The following is a 15,700-nucleotide window of genomic DNA, read 5'->3' as shown; positions in this document are numbered from 1 at the left end:
CTACTCCGGCTTATGCCTCGGGACGGGTTCGATCCGCGTCGGCGTTTCGACGGTCACCGTCGGCGCGAACATGTCGCTTTGAAGATACCGCTTCAGGGCGAAGCGCACCAGAACGCCGACAGCCGCCGCCGCCGGCACGGCAATCATCATGCCGAGAAAGCCGAAGAGCGAGGCGAACGCGAACAGCGCGAACATCAACCAGACGGGGTGAAGGCCGACGGACGAGCCGACGAGCTTCGGCTGGAGAATGTTGCCTTCGAGAAACTGTCCGGCAAAGAAGATGCCAGCCACCGCCAGCACCCAGATATATTCCGGCCAGAACTGGACGATCGCGACGCCGACCGACAGCACGAGGCCGATCAGCGATCCGACATAGGGGATGAAGCTGATGAGACCGGCAAACATGCCAATCAAGAGGCCGAAATTCAGCCCCACCATGCTCAGCCCGATGGCATAGAAGAGACCGAGTATGATGCAGACGGTGCCCTGGCCGCGCACGAAGCCCGCGATCGCGAGGTCCATGTCCCGCGCGATCTCGCGCACGTCCTCGACATGGTCGCGCGGCACCCAGCTGTCGACCTTGTTCACCATGCGATCCCAGTCGAGAAGCATGTAGAAGGCGACGACCGGCGTGACGACCAGAAGCGCCAGCACGTTGATCAACGCCATGGACGACGTCCAGATCTGCGCGACCAGCGTGCCGACCAATCCGGCTCCCTGGGAGAGCAGACCCGCGAAGCTTTCTCTCAGATTTGCGATCTGATCCTCAACCCATGGCGGAAGCAGATCCTGGTCCGCCGTGGTGATCAGCGTCTGCAACTGCGTAATGTATTCCGGCAGCCGCTGGCCGAACTCCATCGCCTGGCCGACGAGAACAGGGATGACGATGATGAGCACGAGGACGAAGACCAGCAGGAACGACAGAAGAATCACGACCGTGGCCATGAGACGGCTCATGCCGAGCCTCTGAAGCCGATCCGCTACCGGATCGAGGAAATAGGCCAATGCCATGCCAGCGACGAAAGGCAGCAGGACATTGCGGAAGAGAAAGACGAAGCCGATGAAGACTGCGAGCGCAACGAGCCAGAAGACGATTTGGCGGCGCAGAGAAGACTGATTGAAAACGAACGTCATGGCAGGCTCCACGGCAACCGAACTGTCCCTTCAGATGCGGGACGCTGGATCTTCGACTTTTATTGGGCGCTTCTTCGAGGCGTCCAGGGGCCTCGTCCAGCGGCGCGCATCAGTCGTCGGACATGTGGCGCAGCCAGTCAATGAGATAGGCCGCGGCGGACAAGACGGTCAAGACGGATGTCAGGATGAGCAGCGTCTGCCCCACGCCGCTGAGGTTCAGGTGGAAAGCCAATTCGCCAAGCAGGACGAGCGCCAGGCCGATCTGGAAAGCGGTCGTGGCTTTCGAGACGAGGATCGGCTTCACGGTGACGGGCTGCTCGAGCAGCGACGAGAGAAGAACTGCCGCCACGATCAAAATGTCGCGCGATGCCACCAGTATGAGAAACCAGAGCGGTAGTACGTCGAGCCAGGTCAGCATCACGAAGACCGAGACGAGGAGCAGTTTGTCGGCGATCGGGTCGAGATAGGTTCCAAGTTCCGAGCGCTGGTTGAAATGGCGCGCGATGAAGCCATCCACCGCGTCCGAAATTCCCGCGACCAGGAACAGGCCGAACGCCAGCTGCAACTCTCCGAGGATCATCGCGTAGACCAGGGCCGGCACGCAGAGCAGCCGGGCGACGGTGATGAGATTGGGGATGGTCATGCGGGCATCGGTCCAAAAAAGGATGGCTCTCGATCGGCTCGGTAGCACAGTTCACGGCTTCCAGGGCTGTTTCAAGCGCATCGCTCGATCTCCGCTGCGGATTACCGTGCGCTCGATGCCGCTTAAACTTGCCTTTGCGGGGACTGCATGGCATTGCCTCGCGCCATCGCGGACAGCTTTCTTGATCAGGAGACGCTCATGGCCGAGGCCGGAAAACAGGACGGGCTCACCTATGCGGATGCGGGCGTCGACATCGATGCCGGAAACGCGATGGTCGAGAAGATCAAGCCGATGGTCCGATCCACGCGCCGGCCGGGTGCCGACGGCGAAATCGGCGGGTTTGGCGGGCTGTTCGACCTGAAGGCGGCGGGCTTTACCGACCCTGTGCTGGTTGCCGCAAACGACGGCGTCGGCACCAAGCTGAAGGTCGCGATCGAGACCGGCAAGCATGAAACGGTCGGGATCGACCTCGTGGCGATGTGCGTCAACGACCTCGTCGTCCAGGGCGCGGAACCGCTCTTCTTCCTCGACTATTTCGCGACCGGCAAGCTCGACCCCGATCAGGGTGCGGCGATCGTCAGCGGTATCGCCGAAGGTTGCCGGCAGGCTGGATGCGCGCTCATCGGCGGCGAAACGGCCGAGATGCCGGGCATGTATGCCAAGGGCGACTATGACCTGGCGGGCTTCGCGGTGGGTGCAGCCGAACGCGGCACGCTCCTGCCGCATGGCGACATGGCAGAGGGCGACATCGTGCTCGGTCTCGCCTCCTCCGGCCTGCACTCCAACGGCTATTCACTGGTGCGCCGGATCGTCGAACGCTCCGGCATCTCCTATTCGGCGCCGGTTCCCTTCGGCGAAGGCATCACGCTCGCCGACGCGGTGATGACGCCGACGCGCATCTATGTGAAATCGCTTCTGAAGACGATCCGCGAGACCGGCGCGATCAAGGGCCTTGCCCACATCACCGGCGGTGGTTTTCCCGAGAATATTCCGCGGGTGCTGCCGAAGACGCTCGCCGCCGAAATCGATCTCGATCAGGTGCCGGTCACCGAGCTCTTCGCCTGGCTCGCCAAGGAAGGCGGCGTCGCGCCCGAAGAGATGTTGCGCACCTTCAACTGCGGCATCGGCATGATCGTGATCGTCGCCGAAGACAAGGCCGCGCGCGTCATCCAGACGCTGACGGAGGAAAACGAGATCGTCGTGCCGCTCGGCCGCCTTCGCGCGCGCAGTGGGGATGGCGCGGGCGTCGTCTACAAGGGCACACTCGGCCTATGAGCGAGCCGCGCAAGCGCGTCGTCGCCTTCATTTCAGGCGGCGGCTCCAACATGCTGGCTCTCGCGAAGGCCTGCGAAGCACCGGATTTCCCGGCCGAGATCGTCGCCGTGATGTCGGACAAGCCCGATGCCGGCGGTCTGGCACGGGCTGCTGCGCTGGGCATCCCGACGCATGTGTTCGAACGCAGGACCTATGGTTCGAAGGCCGATCATGAGGCGGCGATCCTTGCAGCGCTTGCGGAGATCGCGCCGGACCTGATCTGTCTCGCGGGCTATATGCGGCTGCTTTCGGAAGATTTCATCCGGGTCTATGAGGGACGGATCCTCAACATCCACCCTTCCCTGCTGCCGCTCTTTCCCGGCCTCCATACCCACCGGCGGGCGATTGATGCGGGTGTGCGCGTGCATGGCTGCACCGTCCATTTCGTCAATGAAGGCATGGATGAAGGCGCGATCATCGCGCAAGCCGTGGTGCCGGTTCTATCACACGACGATGCCGATACGCTGGCCGGGCGCGTGCTCACGGCCGAACACCGCCTTTATGCACATGCCCTCCAGCTGGTGGCGACAGGTGCCGTCAGGCTTGACGATGCCGGCCGGGTTCTGACGGTCGGTGCGCAGCGCAGCGACGATGCGGCAATGCTGATCTCGCCGGCGCTGGAACCCGGCACAAGCTAGGCGGGTCCGACCTCAGGCCTTTTCCATCCAGACGTGATTGTCGTGGAAGGCGGCGCCGCCGTAAGGAGCGACCGGATCTGCACCCGTCAACACGTTGATGCCCTCGCCGTCGAGATGCGCCTTGTTCGGCCAGATTCCTTCCGCCACGAGCACGCCGCGCTTCAGGCCGGCATCGATGCGGGCGTGCAGGCGGATCGCACCGCGCTCATTGCCGAGACGCACGACGTCGTCGTCCCCGACGCCTAAATCCGCCGCGTCGTCCGGATGGACGAGAACCGAGGGCCGGCCTTCGCGCGTTGTCGATCCCTTCGTTTCGGCAAATGTCGAATTCAGGAACGAGCGCGCCGGTGACGTGGCGAGGCGGAATGGATGCGCGGCATCGGCCACCTCGATCAGGTCGACATGGTCTGGAAATTCCGGCAGACGTTCATGCGGCCCGAGCGAGCCGACGGTCGCGGGCGGCCGGTTCGGCGCGGCAGTGCCGGTCCAGTCCGGCTTGAACCGGAACTTGCGGTCCGGCCAGTGGAAGCCATCGAGATAATGCGAGGTCGCGAAGCCCGGCTGGCAGTCGATCCACTTCTCGTCCTTGAGCGCGTCGAAGCCGATCTTTCCGCCTTTTTTCAGCATGTTGTCGATGAGCGTTCGAGCATCGAGTCCAGTCTGCACCTGGTCGGCAACGCCCAACCGCTCAGCAAGACCGTAGATCACTTCGAGATTGGTGCGCGGTCCTTCCGGGGCATCGACAAGCTTCGGTCCGAGCAGGATGTGCTGCTGGCCACCACCGCGGTAGATGTCGTCATGCTCGAGGAACATGGTCGCCGGCAGGACGATGTCGGCCATCTCCGCGGTCTCGGTCATGAACTGCTCGTGGACGGCGACGAAGAGATCGTCACGCGCGAATCCGGCTTTGACGAGGCGCTGCTCGGGCGCGACGTTCACCGGATTGGTGTTCTGCACGATCATCGCCGTCACCGGCGGACCGTTGCGCAGCGCCTCGGCGTCGCCCGTCAGAACGCGGCCGATCTGCGATTGGTCGAGCGCCCTTATTCCATGATCCTTGAAATCCAGGCCCATGATCTCCGCCTTGTCGAGGCCGAAGATGTCGCTGTTGGAGTGGAAGGCACCGCCCCCCTCATATTGCCAGGCGCCGGTGACAGAGGGGATCGAGAGGGCCGCGTGCATGTTCACCGCGCCGTTGCGCGAACGGGTGAAACCGTAGCCCAACCGGAAGAAGGTGCGCTTGGTCGTGCCGACGAGCCGCGCGAACGCCTCGATCTCGGCGACGGAGAGCCCCGTGATCGCTGCCGCCCATTCGGGCGTGCGGGTGGCGAGGTGCCGTTCGAGGCCGGCCGGGTCGTCGGTGTGGCGCTCCAGATAGGCACGATCGGCGAGGCCTTCGCGGAAGAGCACATGCATGACCGCACAGGCGAGTGCTCCATCCGTGCCAGGCTTCAGGATCAGCTTGACGTCCGCCTGCTTCATCGTCGGGTTGTCGTAGACGTCGATGACGACGATCTTGGCGCCGCGCTCCTTGCGGGCGCGCACTGCGTGCGTCATCACGTTGACCTGCGTGGAGACCGCGTTCGTTCCCCAGATCACGACACAGTCGGACACGGCCATCTCGCGCGGGTCGGGACCGACGAGCCGGCCGGTTCCCATGACCCAGCCGGTCCAGGCCATGTTGGTGCAGATCGAGTCGAACTGGCCGGAATAATTGCGCGCGTGGCGCAACCGATTGATGGAATCGCGCTGAACGAGGCCCATCGTGCCCGCGTAGAAATACGGCCAGACGGATTCGGCACCGTGACGGGCTTCCGCTTCCAGGAATTTCTCGGCAACGATGTCGAGCGCGTCGTCGAAGCCGATCTCCTGCCAGCGGCCCTCGCCTTTCGCGCCGATCCGACGGAGCGGCTTCAACAGGCGATCCGGGTGATGGATGCGCTCGGCGTAGCGCGCGACCTTGGCGCAGATGACGCCGGCCGTATAGGAATTGGCCGGATCGCCGCGCACGCGCCCAATGGTGCGGTCGTCGAGAAGCTCGACTTCGAGCGCACAGGTGGACGGGCAGTCGTGCGGACAGGCGGAATGGCCGATGCGGATCGCGGACTTGACCCGGCCGGCAGTGATGGGGCTCGCTTCGTTCATACCTTCTCTATAATGCGATGAACCGGGTGGGACCAAACAATTCCCGTGACGCATGCATCTCGATCGCTTTAGAACGCGCCCATGAATTACCGTCACATCTATCACGCCGGCAATTTCGCTGATGTCCTGAAGCACATCGTGCTTGCGCGGCTGGTCGAGTACCTGAAGACCAAGGACAAGGCGTTTCGCGTCATCGATACCCATGCGGGAATCGGGCTCTACGATCTTACCTCGGACGAAGCGCAGCGGACCGGCGAATGGATCGGCGGTATCGGCCGCCTTCTCGACGCGGATGCGCCTTCTGGAATCGCCCCATTGATCGCGCCCTATCTCGATCAGGTGCGTGGTTTGAACCCGGATGGCGGCGTGACGCACTATCCCGGCTCGCCGAAGATCGTACGCATGCTGTTTCGCCCGCAGGACAGGCTGTCGGCGATCGAGTTGCACCCGGCGGATGCCGAGACCCTTCGATCTGCGTTTGCCGGCGATTTCCAGACGCGCGTCATCGCGCTCGATGGCTGGCTGGCGCTCGGAGCGCATGTTCCGCCCAAGGAAAAGCGTGGCCTCGTGCTGATCGATCCGCCCTTCGAGCAGGACGGAGAGTTCGAGCGCATGACGGACGGGCTTGCACGCGCCATCCGCCGGTGGCGCGGCGGCACCTACTGCCTGTGGTATCCATTGAAAAAAGATGCGTCCGTCGAGGCCTTTCATCGTCGCATCGAAGCGCTCGGCATGGAGGACGTGCTTTGCGCGGAACTCTGGGTGCGCGATCCGAGAACCGAAAAGGGACTCAACGGCTCCGGCCTCGTCATCGTCAACCCGCCCTTCACCCTTGAAGATGAACTTGAGGCGCTGCTGCCGTGGTTGACGAAGGTTCTCGCCGAGGGAACCGGGGCCGGTTTCCGCTTGAAGCGGCTTCAGCCGGTGACGGCAAGCCCGCAACAGTGACGCGAAAACGGTCTTTCAACCACGCTTTCGCCTTGACGCGTGACATGGCCGCAACCATTCTTCGCCAAAATTGCAAATCGTTCAGGAGTTTGCCTCGATGAAGTCTGTCGCCACATGCGCCATCGCGCTTCTAACCGTCGCGGCGGCGTCCATCCCGGCCAGCGCTGCCGACTATCTGATGGGTCCCGCCGCCATCGCCGCACCGGTCACGATCTGCAATGAGCACAAGGTGCTGACACGCATCGTCGAACGGTTCGACTATGCCGACGAGAACCTGCTGAAGCGCGGTCTCTCTATCAACGATTTCTCGAGCATCACCTACACGCGCTATGAGCCGCGTACCGAGCGCAATTTGATCGAGCGTCATTATTGCCGCGCGAGTGTCAATCTCAACGACAACACGAGCCGGACAACTTGGTATCTCGTGGAGACCGACATGGGCTTTGCAGGTGTCATCGGCGACAACGTCGAATTCTGCGTTGCCGGTCTCGACCCGCTCTATGTCTACGGAGCGACCTGCGCATCGCTGCAGTGAGGTCCGCTTTCGCGCTCCGACACGCTGTTTACGCCGCATTCCTTGCCGCCATCCTGCCGATAGTCCCGGCATCGGCGCAGGATCGTGCGGGCGAGTTCGATTTCTACGTCCTGTCTCTCTCCTGGTCCCCGACATTCTGCGCGCTCGAGGGCGGCGACAACCGTCAGCAATGCGGCTCGGACGCGGATTTCGGCTTCATCGTGCACGGGCTTTGGCCGCAATATGAGCAGGGCTTTCCCGAATTCTGCGAAACCCGCCACGACGACCGCGTTCCACGCGAACTCGGGCAGGACTATTTCGACATCATGCCGAGCATGGGCCTGATCGGCCATCAATGGCGCAAGCATGGATCGTGCACAGGGCTCTCTCCTGACGACTATCTGGAGTTGACCCGCGAAGCATTCGAGCGCCTCCAGATCCCGGATGAGCTCGATGGGCGCGGCGCGATCAGCCTGTCGCCAGCGGATGTCGAAACCACGTTCCTGGACGCCAATTCCGGACTGTCCGAGGATGGACTTGCGGCAACGTGTTCCGCCGGCGCGCTGGACGAAGTCCGCATCTGCCTCACCAAAGATCTCGATTTTCGTGCGTGCCGCGAGGTCGATGCCCGCGGCTGCCGCCAGCGCCTCATCGAGGTTCCGGCCAGGTAGCCTTCCATCATCCAGAAGAAGGACGTTTGCCTTTGCGTATCCTCGTTTCTCCCGCCTCGCCCTATTCGGCCAAAGTGCGCATGGCGGCTACTTATGCCGGTCTGCCCTTCGAAAGCGTGCTGACCGATACCAACGCGGAACCGGCCGAACTCGTCGGCAACAATCCGCTCGGCAAGATCCCCCTGCTTTTGACCGACATTGGCGGTGCGGTGTTCGACAGCAGGGCAATCATGCAGTTCATCGACCGCGAGACCGGCCGCAAGCTTTACCCGCGCAATCCGGCAAAGCGCACCGATGTGGATGTGCTCGAGGCGCTGTGCGACGGCACCTGCGATTGCCTGCTCGCCATGGTCTATGAGCGGCGCTTCCGTCCCGAAGAGAAGGTTCACCAGGAGTGGATCGATAAGCAATGGAAGAAGGTGGAGCGTGCTCTCGACCATCTGGAAGCGAACATGCCCCGCACGACAAAGACGTTGCACGGCGGACATTTCGCGCTGGCGGCGCTGCTTGGCTATCTGTCGCTGCGTTTCGAAGGAAAATGGGAGCGCGGCCGCCCGAAGCTTAAGAACTTTCCGAAGAAGTTCGAGACGTTCTTCGCGGATTACGCGCGGCTGAAGCCGCAATAAGCGCGGTCACTCCCCTCGCCGGACAAAGAAAAAGCCGGGGCGCGCAAGGCACCCCGGCTCTCTAACCACCCTAAGGCGATTTTGGATCTGCAGGCTTAGAACTTGAAGCCTACACCAGCGCGGACGCTGTGCTCGTCGTAAGCCGACGAGAACGAGTTGCCGTTGATGGAGTAGTCGTCGCTGCCGTAGTCCGTGTAACGGTACTCGAGACGAGCCGTGATGTTGTCGGTGACCATGCCTTCGACGCCACCACCAACGGTGTAGCCGATTGCTGCCTGCGAGTCGCTGCCGTCGAACTGGTTGTACTCGACGTCAGCCATCGCGACACCGCCCGTTGCGTAGATGAGGAACGGGTTGAAAGCCACACCGGCACGTGCACGAACCGAACCGAACAGGCCGACTTCGCCTTCGCGAACAGCCGGGACGCCAGCAACGGTGGCTACGCCTTCGCCGTTAACGTCGGAATAGCCGATATCGGCTTCAGCACCGACAACGAAGTTGTCGAACTGGTAGTTGTAACCAGCGTAAGCGCCGCCGGAGATGCCGTCGGAATCGTCGCCGACGATGTCTTCGTGGTCACCCCAGTTGTAGCCGAGGAACACACCGGCGTAAGGACCGGTCCAGAGCTGCACAGGTGCAGCTTCGATCGGAGCTGCAGCCGGCGGGGCCGGCGGAGCCATGATGGCGTCGGCTGCGAAAGCGCCAGCCGTAAGCGGAAGAACCATTGCCGTGGCCAGACCAGCCAATTTGAGTGCACGCATTTTACTTCTCCTAATACAATTTCCGGTCGCATGGCGAACGGGTGGACGTTTATCGTTCTTGCCCCGCCCTAGCAGGGCCTAAGTGACCCTAGATTGCGGCGGCGTCTGAGCCGGAATGTGGAGATTCAGTGGCCGGCCTCCGATCACCTTGCGGTGCTGCAATTATGCAACAGAAACGGTCGTCTGGACTTTCCACACTCATGCGACTGCCGGTAAAAAGCGTTCGAGACCCCTTTGTTCCTGACCGCAGATTTCTATATCCGCACTGTTGCAACATAATCACATAATTTGCGGGAACTCCTTGTAATGCAGGGCTCCGCGCGGGGTCTTCGAGAGCTTCATGACAGTCATTCCTCCCAAAGCCGCGCTGGTGACGGGCGCCGCACGACGGATCGGACGTGCGATCGCAACCGATTTGGCCGAAGCGGGCTTTGCCGTGGCGATTCACGCCAACCGAAACGCCGACGAAGCTGAAACGCTCGCCGCCACATTGAGGCAGAATGGGGCAGTGGCTGCCGCCGTCACGGCAGATCTCGAAACCGCTCTCGCAGCGGCAGAACTTCTCGCCAATGCGGAAGCCGCCATCGGACCGATCGGCGTCATCGTCAACAATGCCTCTGTCTTCATCGCCGACGGGGCGGACAGGTTCGACGAAGCCGTTTTCGATCGCCACTTTACCGTGCACGTCAAAGCGCCGCTGGCGATCTCGGCGGCTTTCGCCAACGGAGCGCAAGGCCGCGGCGGTCTCATCGTCAATATCATCGACCAGCGCGTGTGGGCACTGACACCACGGTTCTTTTCATACACGCTGTCCAAGTCGGCGCTTTGGACGGCGACGCAGACCATGGCGCAGGCTTTTGCCGACAAGCGAATTCGCGTCAACGCCATTGGTCCTGGCCCGACGCTTGCCAACGAAAGGCAGAACGCAGCGGATTTTGCTGCCCAGGCAAGCAGCGTTCCCTTGGGATACGGCCCGGATCTGCCTGATTTCGGTCGCACAATCCGCTATCTGTTCGACACACCGGCCATTACCGGCCAGATGATCGCGCTCGATGGCGGCCAGCATCTCGCATGGGAAACACCGGACGTCGTGAACGCCAAGGAATAACAGACAGAGTGCCATCGTGACCGAGGAGACATCCAAGAAGCCTGCGCCCCGCAACCTGTTCAAACGCAAGGCTGCGCGAGGATTGTCACCACGCATGCCCGCGGAAGACATCGGTATCGACGTGGACGCGCTCGATTTCTCGACCATCGCGGACGCGGATATCTCGCCGGACGCGCTGCCCGACGAGGACAATGATGCGGAGACCGACGATGTCGAACCGATCGCGCAGGAAAGTGGCCCGGCGATCGATTGGGAGGCACTGACGAAGCCTGAGCCCGGCCTGCAGGGGCCGGATGTCATCCAGGCATTCGTCAAGCGGCTGCCGAACGGGCCCGGCGTTTACCGGATGTTCAACGCCAAGGGCGACGTGCTCTATGTAGGCAAGGCGCGGAGCCTGAAGAAGCGCGTCGCGAACTATGCACAGGGCCGCGTTCATTCCAATCGCATTGCTCGCATGGTGCGCGAAACCGCGCATATGGAATTCGTCACCACCCGCACGGAGACGGAAGCGCTTCTGCTGGAAGCGAATCTGATCAAGCGCTTGCGGCCGCGTTTCAATGTGTTGCTGCGGGACGACAAATCGTTTCCCTATATTCTGGTCACCGGCGATCATCAGGCGCCGGCCATTTTCAAGCATCGCGGCGCGCGTGCGCGCAAAGGCGCTTATTTCGGACCGTTCGCATCGGCGGGCGCTGTCGGCCGTACCATCAATGCGTTACAGCGGGCATTCCTGCTGCGAACCTGCACGGACTCCGTCTATGAGGGCCGCACGCGGCCATGCCTGCTCTACCAGATCAAGCGATGCTCGGGCCCGTGCACGGGGGAAATCAGCCTGCCGGACTACGCCGAGCTCGTGCAGGAAGCGGAGGATTTCCTGTCCGGCAAAAGCCAGAAGGTGAAGTCGCACATTTCGCAGGCCATGCAGCAGGCGTCGGAAGATCTCGATTTCGAGCGCGCTGCGGTGTTCCGCGACCGATTGTCGGCGCTCAGCCACGTGCAAAGCCACCAGGGCATCAACCCCCGCTCCGTCGACGAAGCGGATGTCTTTGCCATTCATCTGGCGGGCGGGCTCGCCTGTATCCAGGTGTTTTTCTTCCGCACCGGCCAGAACTGGGGAAACCGGGCCTATTTTCCGAAGGCCGACCCGCAGCTTTCCGCCGGCGAGATCCTCGGGGCGTTTTTATCGCAGTTCTACGACGACAAGCCGATTCCGAAACAGATCCTGTTGTCCGAAGAGGTCGAGGAACAATCCCTGATCGCCGAGGCGCTGTCTCTCAAGGGCGAGCGCAAGATCACGATTTCGGTGCCGCAGCGCGGTGAGAAGAAGGAACTCGTCGACCATGCGCTGAGCAATGCGCGCGAGGCCCATGGCCGGCAGATTGCGGAAACAGCCTCGCAGGCCCGGTTGCTGCAAGGGCTTCAGGAGACGTTCGGCCTCGATCGCAAGCCGCGTCGGGTGGAGGTCTACGACAACTCCCACATCATGGGCACCAATGCCGTCGGAGCGATGATCGTCGCCGGTCCCGAGGGCTTTGCGAAGAACCACTACCGCAAGTTCAACATCCGCTCGACCGACATCACTCCGGGCGACGACTTCGGCATGATGCGGGAAGTGATGGAGCGACGTTTCTCGCGGTTGATCAAGGAACATCCTCTGGACGCAGCCGCGGACCAGCCGCAGGGTGAGGACGATGGCGATGCACCGCTGCCCGCCTGGCCCGACCTGATCCTGATCGATGGCGGTCAGGGACAGATGACGGCAGTGCGGGAAATCCTGGAATCACTCGGCATCAGGGACAAGGTGACGGCGATCGGCGTTGCCAAGGGCATGGACAGGGAGGCCGGGCGCGAGCGCTTCTTCATGCAGGGCAAGCAGCCCTTCACCCTGCCGCCGCGAGATCCCGTCCTTTATTTCCTGCAGCGATTGCGCGACGAGGCGCACCGGTTCGCCATCGGCTCGCATCGCCAGCGGCGCAAGAAGGAGATGGTGAGAAACCCGCTCGACGAGATCGGCGGCATCGGTCCTGCGCGCAAGCGTGCGCTGCTTCATCATTTCGGCACGGCCAAGGCCGTTTCGCGCGCTGCGCTCACCGATCTGCGCGCAGTGGACGGAATTTCGGAAGCGATGGCGATCCTGATCTACAATCACTTTCATCCAGATGCTTCCGGCGCCCATTAGCGCCGGAAGCATTGCAAAGATCAGAACTCGGCGTAGCGCCGCGCGATCTCGCTCTGCTTGGCGACGAGCGCCTCGAAACCGTCGTTCTTTGCTTCGGACTCGGAGTTGCCTGCCTGGCCGAGGCCTCCGATCATGCTGTCGAGCCGCATCGCTTCGAGCACGGCAAGCGCCGCCGCGCGTGGATCTCGCACGTTCTGCTCGGTCGAAAGCGGCTCAAGCTTCGTAAAGCTGCGCTCGACGACCGCACCGGAAGCGCGGGCAGCCGCCTGCCCTGGAGCCCTTGGCGACGCGGAGGACGTGCTTTCCAGCTGCCGGCTAGACGACGTCGACGAAACAGCGGCTGCGGTGCCGGTCGATGCCGTGGGACCCGGCGTCGTGGATGCGCTTGCGGTTGTCGATGATGACGCATGTGCCGAACCACCGCCGCTTGCCGTCGGGGGCGCGCAGGAGCCCGATGTTTGCGTCGGGGCGTTGGCGGATTGCGAAGGTGGGGATGATTGCTGCGACGATGAAGCCGTTGGCTGCCTGTAGCCGAGAAGAGCTCCGATCATTACAATTCTCCATGTCTGATCGATCGCCCAGGCATTTAGCGGGTTCTTCTTTAGAAATCGGCGAAACAATTGCTTGAAATGCAGCCTACTCGGTCACGGATGATTCATCAGTCCGTTGCGCAGCTTTGCGATGGCTGAGGAAGACGCGGGCCGGTTCGGGCAAATTGAAGGTTGACGCCATGGCTATCGACCGTTCATCTGGCACCACTTTGAAACTGAAGGTGACCATGGCCTCGCCGGTCTACAACATCCCAAATCTCCTGACTTACGGTCGCATCCTGGCGGTGCCGCTGATCGTCTTATGCTTTTTTGTCGAGGGACGGCTGCACGGCTCGGATTTCGCCAGGTGGTCGGCGCTTGTGATCTTCGTGATCGCGTCCCTCACCGACTGGCTCGATGGCTATCTTGCGCGCCTGTGGGACCAATCCTCCAATATCGGTCGGATGCTCGATCCGATTGCCGACAAGCTGCTGGTCGCCTCGGTGCTGCTGCTGATGGCGGCGGACGGAACGATCGCGGGCTGGACGATCTGGGCGGCGATCACAATCCTGTGCCGTGAAATCCTCGTCTCGGGACTGCGCGAATATCTCGCAGCGCTCAAGGTTTCCGTGCCCGTCACGCGCATCGCCAAGTGGAAGACGACGATCCAGATGGTGGCGCTCGCTTTCCTCCTGGCTGGCCCTGCCGGCGACAAGGTTCTGCCCTATACGACGGAGCTGGGAATCGCGCTGCTATGGGCAGCGGCGCTGATCACGATCTACACGGGCTATGACTATTTCCGAGCTGGCCTGAAGCACGTGGTGGCCGAGACATGAAACGCAAGCTCATCTATTTTGCCTGGGTTCGCGAACGCATCGGCAAGTCCGAGGAAGAGCGCGTGTTGCCCGAAAGCGTCGTCACCGTCGGCGACCTTCTCGCCTATCTGCAGACGCAGGGCGAAGAGTACGAATCCGCGCTGCAGCACGCACATGTGATCCGCGTCGCGCTCGATCAAGAGCATGCGGACCACCGCGAGCCGATCGGCAATGCGCGCGAGATCGCGCTTTTTCCACCGATGACAGGCGGATGACCCGCGATGACCGTCGAGCCGAACATCCGCGTTCAGACTGACGATTTCGACGTCGCCGCCGAGATCGACGCAGTGGCATCGGGTCGAACCGACATCGGAGCGGTGGTCACGTTCACGGGCCTCTGCCGCGATGAAAACGGTCGGCTCTCGGCGCTGGAGCTCGAGCATTACCCCGGCATGGCGGAAGCGGAAATCGGCCGCATCGCCAAGGATGCCATCACGCGGTTCGGACTAAGCGCACTCACCGCAATCCACCGATGCGGAAAGATCGCTCCCGGCCGCAATATCGTGCTTGTCGTCGCCGCTTCGTCCCATCGGCAGGCGGCATTCGACGGCGCAAATTTCCTGATGGATTACCTGAAGACCTCGGCGCCCTTCTGGAAAAAGGAACACGCGGCGATCGGCCAGTCGGGTGACTGGGTGGCCGCGCGCGACGCCGACGATGAGGCGCGGCTTCGATGGCAGAAGGCCGGCGGCGAAAGCTGACCCGTCAGCCGCTCTTGAAGCGTAGGCTTTTTCTCAAAGAGCGTTCCTCGAAGGATGGGTTGCCTCGTCTTTGCGTTTTCGATCGTCGATAAGTGAAGAAAATCGGCGCGAAGAAGCACTGGAGTTAACATGCGACGCGACGAAGCCAATGTCCTGATCGGGGACATCTCCTGCCTGTTCGGTACCCTGTCGCTGGAAGACCGGCTTGCCTGGTTGCAAGGAGCCGGCCACTCGATCGTTTTCACGACCAGCCTCGGCATCGAGGATCAAGTCGTGACGGATGCGCTCGTGAGCGCCCTGCCCGCAGCGCGCATCGTCACGCTCGACACCCTGCGGCTTTTCGACGAGACGCTGGATCTGATCGACGAGACCGAAACGCGTTACGGCATTTCGATCGAGCGTTTCCTTCCGGAACCGAACGCGGTCGACCAGTTCGTGGCGACCTACGGGCTGAACGGGTTCTACGAAAGCGTCGAAGCACGCCACGCCTGTTGCGGCATCCGAAAGGTGGAGCCGCTGGGTCGGGCTTTGGAAGGCGCCGATATCTGGATCACCGGGCTTCGGCGTGGCCAGTCGGCTGCTCGCGGCAGCGTGCCCTTCGCTGAATGGGATGCCGAGCGCGGGCTCTTGAAGATCAATCCGCTCGCAGACATGTCGCTCGAAGACATCCGCCTGCGCGTTGCGGAACGCGAGGTGCCGATCAATCCACTCCACATGCGCGGCTATCCCTCGATCGGCTGCGCGCCCTGCACGCGCGCGATCAAGCCTGGAGAGGACGAGCGCGCCGGTCGCTGGTGGTGGGAGCGCGACGAGCAGCGCGAATGTGGCCTGCATGTCGCCGGCGCTGCTTCGGCTTTGCCAGCCGCCTGATTGCAACCACTCCGCTCCTAGGAATCGAAAAACCCCGGAACCT

General features: G+C 62.3%; 18 protein-coding genes. 12 read left to right on the top strand and 6 right to left on the bottom strand.

The window, feature by feature from the left end:
- Together GC125_RS09930 and GC125_RS09925 are read right to left on the bottom strand one after the other, a co-directional pair.
- Complete coding sequence (locus tag GC125_RS09930; RefSeq protein WP_151985527.1) at nucleotides 1–1,134, bottom strand: AI-2E family transporter; 1,134 nt, start codon at nucleotides 1,132–1,134, stop codon at nucleotides 1–3.
- Between the two features lie 109 nt (nucleotides 1,135–1,243).
- Nucleotides 1,244–1,777, bottom strand: coding sequence for a CDP-alcohol phosphatidyltransferase family protein (locus tag GC125_RS09925; protein WP_151985526.1), 534 nt, complete (start codon nucleotides 1,775–1,777; stop codon nucleotides 1,244–1,246).
- Nucleotides 1,778–1,975: 198 nt separating this feature from the next.
- Here GC125_RS09925 and purM point away from each other — a divergent pair, with 198 nt between their 5' ends.
- Nucleotides 1,976–3,052, top strand: a complete 1,077-nt coding sequence (gene purM, locus GC125_RS09920; protein WP_151987767.1) for a phosphoribosylformylglycinamidine cyclo-ligase — start codon at nucleotides 1,976–1,978, stop codon at nucleotides 3,050–3,052.
- Nucleotides 3,049–3,729 (top strand): phosphoribosylglycinamide formyltransferase, encoded by a 681-nt coding sequence (purN, locus tag GC125_RS09915; protein WP_151985525.1) that lies wholly within the window; start codon nucleotides 3,049–3,051, stop codon nucleotides 3,727–3,729. Before purM ends, purN begins: the two co-directional genes overlap by 4 nt.
- A 12-nt stretch (nucleotides 3,730–3,741) precedes the next feature.
- Here purN and GC125_RS09910 read toward each other — a convergent pair whose 3' ends face one another.
- Nucleotides 3,742–5,874 (bottom strand): molybdopterin-containing oxidoreductase family protein, encoded by a 2,133-nt coding sequence (locus GC125_RS09910; RefSeq protein ID WP_151985524.1) that lies wholly within the window; start codon nucleotides 5,872–5,874, stop codon nucleotides 3,742–3,744.
- Between the two features lie 81 nt (nucleotides 5,875–5,955).
- Here GC125_RS09910 and GC125_RS09905 point away from each other — a divergent pair, with 81 nt between their 5' ends.
- The 4 genes from GC125_RS09905 (at nucleotide 5,956) to GC125_RS09890 (ending at nucleotide 8,633) form a co-directional block, all read left to right on the top strand.
- Nucleotides 5,956–6,822, top strand: coding sequence for a 23S rRNA (adenine(2030)-N(6))-methyltransferase RlmJ (locus GC125_RS09905; protein ID WP_151985523.1), 867 nt, complete (start codon nucleotides 5,956–5,958; stop codon nucleotides 6,820–6,822).
- A gap of 97 nt (nucleotides 6,823–6,919) precedes the next feature.
- On the top strand, nucleotides 6,920–7,357 hold the full coding sequence (locus GC125_RS09900; RefSeq protein WP_151985522.1) for a hypothetical protein: 438 nt from the start codon (nucleotides 6,920–6,922) through the stop codon (nucleotides 7,355–7,357).
- Nucleotides 7,354–8,007: a ribonuclease T2 family protein gene (locus GC125_RS09895; RefSeq protein WP_199864538.1), complete on the top strand. Its 654-nt coding sequence runs from the start codon at nucleotides 7,354–7,356 to the stop codon at nucleotides 8,005–8,007. The genes GC125_RS09900 and GC125_RS09895 overlap by 4 nt, the downstream gene beginning before the upstream one ends.
- Nucleotides 8,008–8,087: 80 nt before the next feature.
- On the top strand, nucleotides 8,088–8,633 hold the full coding sequence (locus tag GC125_RS09890) for a glutathione S-transferase family protein (protein ID WP_502706094.1): 546 nt from the start codon (nucleotides 8,088–8,090) through the stop codon (nucleotides 8,631–8,633).
- Nucleotides 8,634–8,728: 95 nt separating this feature from the next.
- Here GC125_RS09890 and GC125_RS09885 read toward each other — a convergent pair whose 3' ends face one another.
- The gene (locus tag GC125_RS09885; protein ID WP_151985520.1) at nucleotides 8,729–9,394 is read right to left on the bottom strand and encodes an outer membrane protein; all 666 of its coding nucleotides are present in this window, start codon (nucleotides 9,392–9,394) and stop codon (nucleotides 8,729–8,731) included.
- A 340-nt stretch (nucleotides 9,395–9,734) separates the two neighbouring features.
- Here GC125_RS09885 and GC125_RS09880 point away from each other — a divergent pair, with 340 nt between their 5' ends.
- Both GC125_RS09880 and uvrC read left to right on the top strand, forming a co-directional pair.
- Nucleotides 9,735–10,502, top strand: coding sequence for an SDR family oxidoreductase (locus GC125_RS09880; protein WP_151985519.1), 768 nt, complete (start codon nucleotides 9,735–9,737; stop codon nucleotides 10,500–10,502).
- 145 nt (nucleotides 10,503–10,647) lie between these two features.
- A complete protein-coding gene (gene uvrC / locus GC125_RS09875) occupies nucleotides 10,648–12,681 on the top strand; it encodes an excinuclease ABC subunit UvrC (protein WP_502706093.1) in 2,034 nt (677 codons plus the stop codon).
- A 20-nt stretch (nucleotides 12,682–12,701) separates the two neighbouring features.
- Here uvrC and GC125_RS20000 read toward each other — a convergent pair whose 3' ends face one another.
- Nucleotides 12,702–12,872, bottom strand: coding sequence for a hypothetical protein (locus tag GC125_RS20000; protein ID WP_199864537.1), 171 nt, complete (start codon nucleotides 12,870–12,872; stop codon nucleotides 12,702–12,704).
- A gap of 124 nt (nucleotides 12,873–12,996) precedes the next feature.
- The gene (locus GC125_RS09870) at nucleotides 12,997–13,245 is read right to left on the bottom strand and encodes a hypothetical protein (RefSeq protein WP_151985518.1); all 249 of its coding nucleotides are present in this window, start codon (nucleotides 13,243–13,245) and stop codon (nucleotides 12,997–12,999) included.
- A 214-nt stretch (nucleotides 13,246–13,459) separates the two neighbouring features.
- On the opposite strand from GC125_RS09870, the gene pgsA reads away from it, so the two are divergent.
- From pgsA to GC125_RS09850, 4 genes are all read left to right on the top strand, one after another.
- Nucleotides 13,460–14,047: a CDP-diacylglycerol--glycerol-3-phosphate 3-phosphatidyltransferase gene (gene pgsA, locus GC125_RS09865; RefSeq protein WP_151987761.1), complete on the top strand. Its 588-nt coding sequence runs from the start codon at nucleotides 13,460–13,462 to the stop codon at nucleotides 14,045–14,047.
- Complete coding sequence (gene moaD / locus GC125_RS09860; protein WP_151985517.1) at nucleotides 14,044–14,301, top strand: molybdopterin converting factor subunit 1; 258 nt, start codon at nucleotides 14,044–14,046, stop codon at nucleotides 14,299–14,301. Before pgsA ends, moaD begins: the two co-directional genes overlap by 4 nt.
- 6 nt (nucleotides 14,302–14,307) lie before the next feature.
- A complete protein-coding gene (locus tag GC125_RS09855; RefSeq protein ID WP_151985516.1) occupies nucleotides 14,308–14,787 on the top strand; it encodes a molybdenum cofactor biosynthesis protein MoaE in 480 nt (159 codons plus the stop codon).
- Nucleotides 14,788–14,916: 129 nt separating this feature from the next.
- On the top strand, nucleotides 14,917–15,657 hold the full coding sequence (locus GC125_RS09850; protein WP_151985515.1) for a phosphoadenylyl-sulfate reductase: 741 nt from the start codon (nucleotides 14,917–14,919) through the stop codon (nucleotides 15,655–15,657).
- The last annotated feature ends 43 nt before the right edge of the window (nucleotides 15,658–15,700 follow it).

This window comes from Rhizobium sp. EC-SD404 (assembly GCF_902498825.1).
Classification (GTDB): Bacteria; Pseudomonadota; Alphaproteobacteria; order Rhizobiales; family Rhizobiaceae; genus Georhizobium.
Note: the sequence above shows the minus strand (reverse complement) of the source record. Positions and strands in the feature narration are given on the sequence as shown.

Excerpts from the sequence above, each read along its gene's own strand:
- GC125_RS09930 (WP_151985527.1), bottom strand. The coding sequence starts at position 1,134 with ATGACGTTCGTTTTCAATCAGTCTTCTCTGCGCCGCCAAATCGTCTTC.
- GC125_RS09925 (WP_151985526.1), bottom strand. The coding sequence starts at position 1,777 with ATGACCATCCCCAATCTCATCACCGTCGCCCGGCTGCTCTGCGTGCCG.
- purM (WP_151987767.1), top strand. The coding sequence starts at position 1,976 with ATGGCCGAGGCCGGAAAACAGGACGGGCTCACCTATGCGGATGCGGGC.
- purN (WP_151985525.1), top strand. The coding sequence starts at position 3,049 with ATGAGCGAGCCGCGCAAGCGCGTCGTCGCCTTCATTTCAGGCGGCGGC.
- GC125_RS09910 (WP_151985524.1), bottom strand. The coding sequence starts at position 5,874 with ATGAACGAAGCGAGCCCCATCACTGCCGGCCGGGTCAAGTCCGCGATC.
- GC125_RS09905 (WP_151985523.1), top strand. The coding sequence starts at position 5,956 with ATGAATTACCGTCACATCTATCACGCCGGCAATTTCGCTGATGTCCTG.
- GC125_RS09900 (WP_151985522.1), top strand. The coding sequence starts at position 6,920 with ATGAAGTCTGTCGCCACATGCGCCATCGCGCTTCTAACCGTCGCGGCG.
- GC125_RS09890 (WP_502706094.1), top strand. The coding sequence starts at position 8,088 with ATGGCGGCTACTTATGCCGGTCTGCCCTTCGAAAGCGTGCTGACCGAT.
- GC125_RS09885 (WP_151985520.1), bottom strand. The coding sequence starts at position 9,394 with ATGCGTGCACTCAAATTGGCTGGTCTGGCCACGGCAATGGTTCTTCCG.
- GC125_RS09880 (WP_151985519.1), top strand. The coding sequence starts at position 9,735 with ATGACAGTCATTCCTCCCAAAGCCGCGCTGGTGACGGGCGCCGCACGA.
- GC125_RS09870 (WP_151985518.1), bottom strand. The coding sequence starts at position 13,245 with ATGGAGAATTGTAATGATCGGAGCTCTTCTCGGCTACAGGCAGCCAAC.
- pgsA (WP_151987761.1), top strand. The coding sequence starts at position 13,460 with ATGGCCTCGCCGGTCTACAACATCCCAAATCTCCTGACTTACGGTCGC.
- moaD (WP_151985517.1), top strand. The coding sequence starts at position 14,044 with ATGAAACGCAAGCTCATCTATTTTGCCTGGGTTCGCGAACGCATCGGC.
- GC125_RS09855 (WP_151985516.1), top strand. The coding sequence starts at position 14,308 with ATGACCGTCGAGCCGAACATCCGCGTTCAGACTGACGATTTCGACGTC.
- GC125_RS09850 (WP_151985515.1), top strand. The coding sequence starts at position 14,917 with ATGCGACGCGACGAAGCCAATGTCCTGATCGGGGACATCTCCTGCCTG.